The sequence below is a fragment of the Pseudomonas sp. P4_C3 genome, assembly GCF_056402075.1.
Genome location: NZ_JBFUIC010000230.1, coordinates 1 through 7136, shown reverse-complemented (window position 1 = coordinate 7136; position 7136 = coordinate 1). Strand labels below are relative to the sequence as shown.

The window sequence follows — 7136 nt, the reverse complement described above, 5'->3', positions numbered from 1 at the left end:
GAGCCTGCTCGCGATGGTGTGTCAGTCGACATCATTGTTGCTGATCCACCATCGCGAGCAGGCTCGCTCCTACAGAAAAGCGGGGCCGGCAGCAAAATTGGGTTCGACGCCTGAAAGGTCAGGCGTCGAAGGGTCTATCAGGCTTGCGTCAGTTTTGCTGCGGCACGCTCGAAGCGGTCCAGACCGGCATCGATATCGGCGTCTTCCACCACCAGGCTTGGGGCGAAACGCACCACGTCCGGGCCGGCTTGCAGAACCATCAGGCCTTCTTGCTCAGCGGCGTTGAAGATGTCCTTGGCCTTGCCTTTCCAGGCATCGCTCAGCACGCAACCGATCAACAGGCCCATGCCGCGGACCTTGGTGAACAGCCCGTATTTCTCGCCGATCTGCTCAAGGCGCGCCTTGAACTTGTCGTGTTTGGCGTTGACGCCGGCCAGTACTTCAGGGGTGTTGATCACGTCGATCACGGCTTCAGCGACCGCACACGCCAGCGGGTTGCCGCCGTAAGTGGTGCCGTGGGTGCCGACGACCAGGTGCTTGGCCAGGTCGTCGGTGGTCAGCATCGCCGCGATCGGGAAACCACCGCCCAGGCTCTTGGCGCTGGTCAGGATGTCCGGGATCACGCCGTAATGCTGGTAGGCGAACAGATGGCCGGTACGGCCCATGCCGGTTTGCACTTCGTCGAAAATCAGCAGCGCGTTGTGCGCGGTGCAGAGTTCGCGGGCACCTTGCAGGTATTCCAGTTCAGCCGGGATCACACCGCTTTCGCCCTGAATCGGCTCCAGCACCACGGCGCAAGTCTTGTCGGAAATGGCAGCTTTCAACGCAGCCAGATCGTTGTACGGCACGTGGGTGATACCGGTGATTTTCGGACCAAAACCGTCGGAGTACTTCGACTGGCCACCGACGTTCACGGTGAACAGGGTGCGGCCGTGGAAACTGTTGAGCGCGGCGATGATTTCGTACTTCTCGCTGCCAAAGCGGTCGAAGCCGACGCGACGGGCCAGCTTGAAAGCGGCCTCGTTGGCTTCGGCGCCGGAGTTGCAGAAAAAGGCGCGGTCGGCAAAGGTGGCATCGACCAGCTTATGGGCCAGGCGCAGGGCCGGCTCATTGGTGAACACGTTGGACACGTGCCACAGCTTGTTCGCCTGCTCGGTCAAGGCACCGACCAGCGCCGGATGCGCGTGGCCCAATACGTTAACGGCAATCCCGCCGGCGAAGTCGATCAGCTCGCGACCGGACTGGTCCCAAACGCGGGAACCGGCGCCACGCACAGGAATGAATGCGGCAGGCGCGTAGTTGGGAACCATAACCTGATCGAAATCGGCGCGTTGTACCGCAGCGTGCTCAACGGACATCGGAGTCTCCTGAAGAGAAAACACTCGCCTGAAACTGGCGAGCGATGGGGGGATTGTAAGGACAGTTTTCAGCCCGGCCTTGCCGCCAAGCGACAACTTCTTATAGCGCAAACCCCGGATTTTCCCGGGTTTACGGCAATGCGACATATAGGGTCGCAAAGGCGCAGTTTAACTGGCGCGGCGGTTTATAGGCAGTTAGCCGGTGCTGATAAAAATCTACTGCTCGCCCACCTCCCCCTGTAGGAGCGAGCCTGCTCGCGATAGCGGTAGGTCAGCTGGCACCCATGCAACTGAAATACCGCTATCGCGAGCAGGCTCGCTCCTACAGCCAACTAGCTACGTTCGGCCGGCACTGACGACAATTCGAACGGGCTGCTGCTGCGCCGCTGGTTGCGATCTTCCCGCGGCGTGGCACCGAAGAAGTTGCGGTAGGCGCTGGAGAAATGCGGCCCCGAGGAGAAGCCACACGACAGGCCGATCTGGATGATCGACTTGCTGGTTTGCATCAACATCTGCCGGGCCTTGTTCAGGCGCAGTTCCAGGTAGTACTGGCTCGGCACACGGTTGAGGTATTGCTTGAAGATGCGCTCCAGTTGCCTGCGGGACACGCACACGTGTTGGGCGATTTCGTCGGTGGTCAGCGGCTCTTCGATGTTGGCTTCCATGAGCAACACGGCTTGTGTGAGCTTCGGATGGCTGGAACCGAGGCGGTTCTGCAACGGAATACGCTGGCGTTCGCCGCCCTCGCGAATGCGCTCGACCACCAGTTCCTCGGAGACCGCACCGGCCAGTTCCGCACCATGGTCACGGGCCAGCACCGCCAGCAACAAGTCGAGCACCGACAGGCCGCCGCACGCCGTCAGGCGATCGCGATCCCAGTCGAACAGGTGACTGGTGGCGATGACCTTCGGAAAACGCTCGGCGAAATCGTCCTGCCAGCGCCAATGCACGGCCGCGCGATAACCGTCGAGCAAGCCTAATTGCGCCAGCGGATAAACACCGGCCGACAGACCGCCGATCACGCAGCCGGCACGCACCAGTTGTTTAAGCGCACTGCTGAGCGCCGGCGCCAGTGCGGTCGGTGGCTCGTCGGCGAGCAGGAACAGCTTCTGGAAATTTTCGAGCTTGCCGGTCCACGCTTCACCCGGCAACTGCCATTCGCCTTCGGTCCGCGGTTCGGCCTGCAGGAATGACAGTTCGTAAACCACGTCCGGATGCACACGCTGGGCAACACGCAAGGCCTCCTCAGCCAGCGCAAGCGTCAGTGCTTTAGTGCTGGGCCAAATCAGGAAACCAATTCGATGGGCAGTCATGGGCGAGCGATCCGAAGCGAAGAACAGTGATGAAGGCATGGGCCAATGCTAGCCCGTAAACGAACGCAAATCTCAGAACCAGCACAGATCTAAATGTGGGATCTGGCTTGTCGGAGCCCCCCTGTAGGAGCTGCCGAAGGCTCGGGCCGCGATCGGACGATCTTTTGATCTTGATTTTTCAAATCAAAAGATCGCAGCCTCGCGTCACTCGACAGCTCCTACAGGGGGGCGACAAGCCAGCCCCCACAAGGGAGCGGGGCCAGCCACCAAATTGCGAAGCATGCACTATCCCTGTGCACAACGGCAGTCCTGATTATTTCAAGCTGCCGGACAGGAATTGCTGCAAACGCTCGGACTGCGGGTTCACCAGCACTTCGCGCGGGTTGCCGCTTTCTTCGACCACACCTTTGTGCAGGAACACCAACTGGTTCGACACTTCACGGGCGAAGCCCATTTCGTGGGTCACCACGACCATGGTCCGGCCTTCCTGGGCCAGGGCCTGCATGACTTTCAACACGTCGCCAACCAGCTCCGGGTCGAGGGCCGAGGTCGGTTCGTCGAACAGCATCACTTCCGGCTCCATCGCCAGCGCACGGGCAATCGCCACGCGCTGCTGCTCGCCGCCGGACATGTGGCCAGGATAAGCATCCTTGCGATGAGCAACGCCTACCTTGTTCAGGTAGTGCTCGGCTTTCTCGCGTGCTTCAGCCTTGGACATGCCCAGTACATGCACCGGCGCTTCCATGATGTTTTCCAGCGCGGTCATGTGCGACCACAGGTTGAAATGCTGGAACACCATCGACAGGCGCGAACGCATGCGTTGCAGCTGTTTCGGGTCGGCTGCCTTCAGCGCGCCGTCCTTGTTCGCCACCAGCTTCAGCTCTTCGTTGTTGAGCAGGATCTTGCCCGCGTGCGGCTGCTCCAGCAGGTTGATGCAGCGCAGGAAAGTACTTTTGCCGGAGCCACTGGAGCCGATGATGCTGATCACATCGCCGGCTGCCGCTTTCAGGGACACGCCCTTGAGCACTTCGTGACTGCCATAGCGTTTATGCAGGTCTTGGACTTCAAGTTTGTACATGCTGTCGGTTCTCACAAAAACAGTCAGTCAGTGGTATTCAGTGCTTGCGCGGGGCCAGGTAGCCCAGCCAGCGGCGCTCGGCCATCTTGAACAGCTTCACCAGGATGAAGGTCAGGCACAGGTAGAACACGCCGGCGGTGATGTACGCCTCGAACGGCAGGTAGAACTGGGCGTTGACCGTGCGCGCGGCACCGGTGATGTCGATCAGAGTCACGATCGACGCCAGACTGGTGGTCTGCAGCATCATGATCACTTCGTTGCTGTACTGCGGCAGCGCGCGGCGCAGGGCCGACGGCAGCAGGATGCGCTTGTACATCTTGACCCGCGACATGCCCATGGCCTTGGCCGCTTCGATCTCGCCGTTCGGCGTGGCGCGCAGGCTGCCGGCGATGATTTCGGCGGTGTAGGCGCTGGTGTTGATCGCGAAGGCCAGGCACGCACAGAACGTTGCGCTGGACAGCCACGGCCAGAGGAAGCTTTCACGTACGGCTTCGAACTGCGCCAGACCGTAGTAGATCAAGAACAGCTGCACCAGCATCGGCGTGCCGCGGATCACGTAGGTGAAGAGCCAGGCCGACATGTTGACGACCGCGTTCTTCGAGACGCGCATCAAGCCCAGCGGCAATGCGCACAGCAAGCCGAAGAACAGCGACAGCGCGAGCAGTTTGAGGGTGGTCACCAGGCCGCCGAGGTACAGCGGCAAGGCCTGCCAAATGACGTTGTAGTCGAAGATCATAGATCAGCCGCCCTTACGCCTACCGAGTAGCGCTTCTCAAGGTGACGCAATGCCAGCAACGACACACTGGTGATCACCAGGTACATCGCCGCCACTGCGAGGAAGAAGGTGAAAGGCTCGCGGGTGGCATCGGCCGCCTGCTTGGCCTTGAACATCATGTCTTGCAGACCCACCACCGAAATCAGCGCGGTTGCCTTGGTCAATACCAGCCAGTTGTTGGTGAAACCGGGAATCGCCAGGCGAATCATCTGCGGCACCAACACCCGGAAGAACACCTGGAAACTGCTCATGCCGTAGGCCATGCCGGCTTCGGCCTGACCTTTGGGGATCGCCATGAAGGCCCCACGGAAGGTTTCCGACAGGTACGCACCGAAGATGAAGCCCAGGGTGCCGATACCGGCGGCCAACGGGTTCAGGTCGATGTACTCGTCAAAACCGAGCAGCGGTGCGACGCGGTTGAGCAGGTCCTGGCCGCCGTAGAAAATCAGCAGGATCAGCACCAGGTCGGGAATACCGCGGATCACCGTGGAATACAGGTCGCCCAGCCAGGCCAGCCAGCGCACCGGCGACAGGCGCAGTGCCACGCCGATCAGGCCCAGAACGATGGCCATGGCCATGGACGACAAGGCGAGCTGAAGCGTCAGCCAAGCGCCATCGAGGATGACAGCCCCGTAGCCTTTCAACATGATTCAGGTCCTCGAAAGTTGGGATGAAAAAATGGCGCAAACCTCAGAGATCCTGTTGCTTGCGCCATTTCGGACTTGTCGCAGAGACGTGTTACTTGCCGTAGATATCGAAGGCGAAGTATTTGTCCTGGATTTGCTTGTACTTGCCGTTCTCGCGAATGGCCGCGATGGCTGCGTTGAGCTTGTCCAGCTCAGCCTTGTCGCCCTTGCGCACTGCGATACCTACACCGTCGCCGAAGTATTTGACGTCGGTGAACGCAGGGCCGACGAAGGCGAAACCTTTACCGGCGTCGGTTTTCAGGAAACCGTCATCCAGCAGCGTAGCGTCTGCCACGGTGCCGTCGAGGCGGCCGGCGGCCACGTCGAGGTAAATTTCGTTCTGCGAACCGTAAGGCTTGATCTCGGCACCCAGCGGGGCCAGGACTTCGCGGGCGAAACGCTCGTGGATCGAACCACGCTGCACGCCGATGTTCTTGCCCTTGAGCTCGGTCAGGCCTTCACTGACCTGAGTGCCGGCCTTCATGACCAGGCGAGCCGGGGTGTTGTAGTACTTGTTGGTGAAGTCCACGGACTTCTTGCGATCTTCAGTGATCGACATGGACGACAGGATGGCGTCGATCTTGCGCACCTTGAGCGCAGGGATCAGACCGTCGAACTCTTGTTCGACCCAAACGCACTTGGTCTTCATCTCTTCGCACAAAGCGTTGCCGATGTCGTAGTCGAAACCAACGATGCTGCCGTCCGGCGCTTTCGACGCGAACGGAGGGTAAGCCGCCTCGATACCGATTTTCAGAGGTTTTTCATCGGCGAAGGTTGGCAGAGACAGCACGGACAGTGCCAGGGCGCCAAGCAGCACGAGTTTCTTCATCTTGGGACTCCATCGGTAAAGGGCAAAAACGGCAGAGTGAGCAACAGCCCAATATGCGAGTGAGTGGAACCGGAAAGCAGTGCTGCGTCCTGGGAAGCCAGTGTTTAAATTCAACACGGGCAACGACGAGCGAGTGATCGRCATTCTAACGACAGGCCCGAGGCCGATATTTCTTCAATGCGACAACTAATTACAGAAGCACCGAGAAAGCCGTTTTAGCGCATTGACAGCCCTGCAAAATCATGCAAGAGCAAAAGACATTGAACCGATCTGTATTGCAAATTGCGGGCCTATTATTGGCAAACCCTTCTAATCCGGCAAGCGCAGTGTAATGGCTTATTTTTTGAGGGGCATTTCAGGCCCGGATTTGAGCCCCGGCGTTTCCCAATGCCCCGCATTGAAGCGATGCGGTTACACATTCAGTAACCTGAAGGAATGCAGGTAACAGTAGGAAACCTCCCACAGAGGAAGCCGATAATTATTGGTTGAAGATCAACATCAAAAGATCGCAGCCTTCGGCAGCTCCTACATGAATCGCGTTCCTCTGTAGGAGCTGCCGAAAGCTGCGATCTTTTGATCTTCAAAAACAAAAACCCCGCCAGGTTCAACACCTGACGGGGCTTTTGATGACTCAGATCCGCCGCTTACGCGACATTCATGGTCTTGTGCGTATCAATCAAATGCTGCACCACACTCGGATCAGCCAGGGTGGAGATATCCCCCAACCCATCATATTCAGCCGTCGCAATCTTGCGCAGAATCCGCCGCATGATCTTGCCCGAACGGGTTTTCGGCAGCCCCGGCGCCCACTGGATGACATCCGGCGAAGCAATCGGGCCGATCTCCTTGCGCACCCAGTTTTTCAGCTCCAGGCGCAGCTGCTCGTTCGGCTCTTCACCGTTTTTAAGGGTGACATACACATAAATGCCCTGCCCCTTGATGTCGTGCGGCACACCGACCACCGCGGCTTCGGCGACTTTCGGGTGCGCGACCATTGCGCTTTCGATCTCGGCGGTGCCCATGCGGTGGCCGGACACGTTGAGCACGTCGTCCACGCGACCGGTGATCCAGTAGTAACCATCGGCATCGCGACGGGC

At 59.4% G+C, this 7136-nt stretch carries 7 protein-coding genes; all 7 read right to left on the bottom strand.

What is annotated here, in order from left to right; all coding sequences use genetic code 11:
* Window positions 1–137 precede the first annotated feature (137 nt).
* Window positions 138–1358 carry an aspartate aminotransferase family protein gene (locus tag AC1DVH_RS23910; protein ID WP_150757856.1) on the bottom strand — a complete coding sequence of 407 codons (1221 nt, stop codon included), beginning with the start codon at window positions 1356–1358 and terminating at the stop codon, window positions 138–140.
* 332 nt (window positions 1359–1690) lie between these two features.
* Window positions 1691–2671, bottom strand: a complete 981-nt coding sequence (gene argR / locus AC1DVH_RS23905) for a transcriptional regulator ArgR (protein WP_477755903.1) — start codon at window positions 2669–2671, stop codon at window positions 1691–1693.
* A 313-nt stretch (window positions 2672–2984) separates the two neighbouring features.
* Complete coding sequence (locus tag AC1DVH_RS23900; RefSeq protein ID WP_046042317.1) at window positions 2985–3749, bottom strand: ABC transporter ATP-binding protein; 765 nt, start codon at window positions 3747–3749, stop codon at window positions 2985–2987.
* Between the two features lie 37 nt (window positions 3750–3786).
* The gene (locus AC1DVH_RS23895) at window positions 3787–4485 is read right to left on the bottom strand and encodes an ABC transporter permease (RefSeq protein ID WP_477755902.1); all 699 of its coding nucleotides are present in this window, start codon (window positions 4483–4485) and stop codon (window positions 3787–3789) included.
* Window positions 4482–5171 carry an ABC transporter permease gene (locus AC1DVH_RS23890; RefSeq protein WP_015096506.1) on the bottom strand — a complete coding sequence of 230 codons (690 nt, stop codon included), beginning with the start codon at window positions 5169–5171 and terminating at the stop codon, window positions 4482–4484. Before AC1DVH_RS23890 ends, AC1DVH_RS23895 begins: the two co-directional genes overlap by 4 nt.
* A gap of 91 nt (window positions 5172–5262) precedes the next feature.
* Window positions 5263–6039 carry an ABC transporter substrate-binding protein gene (locus AC1DVH_RS23885; RefSeq protein ID WP_477755901.1) on the bottom strand — a complete coding sequence of 259 codons (777 nt, stop codon included), beginning with the start codon at window positions 6037–6039 and terminating at the stop codon, window positions 5263–5265.
* Window positions 6040–6683: 644 nt separating this feature from the next.
* Window positions 6684–7136 (bottom strand): AMP-binding enzyme (locus tag AC1DVH_RS23880; RefSeq protein WP_477755900.1); only part of this gene is annotated, 453 nt, incomplete at its 5' end.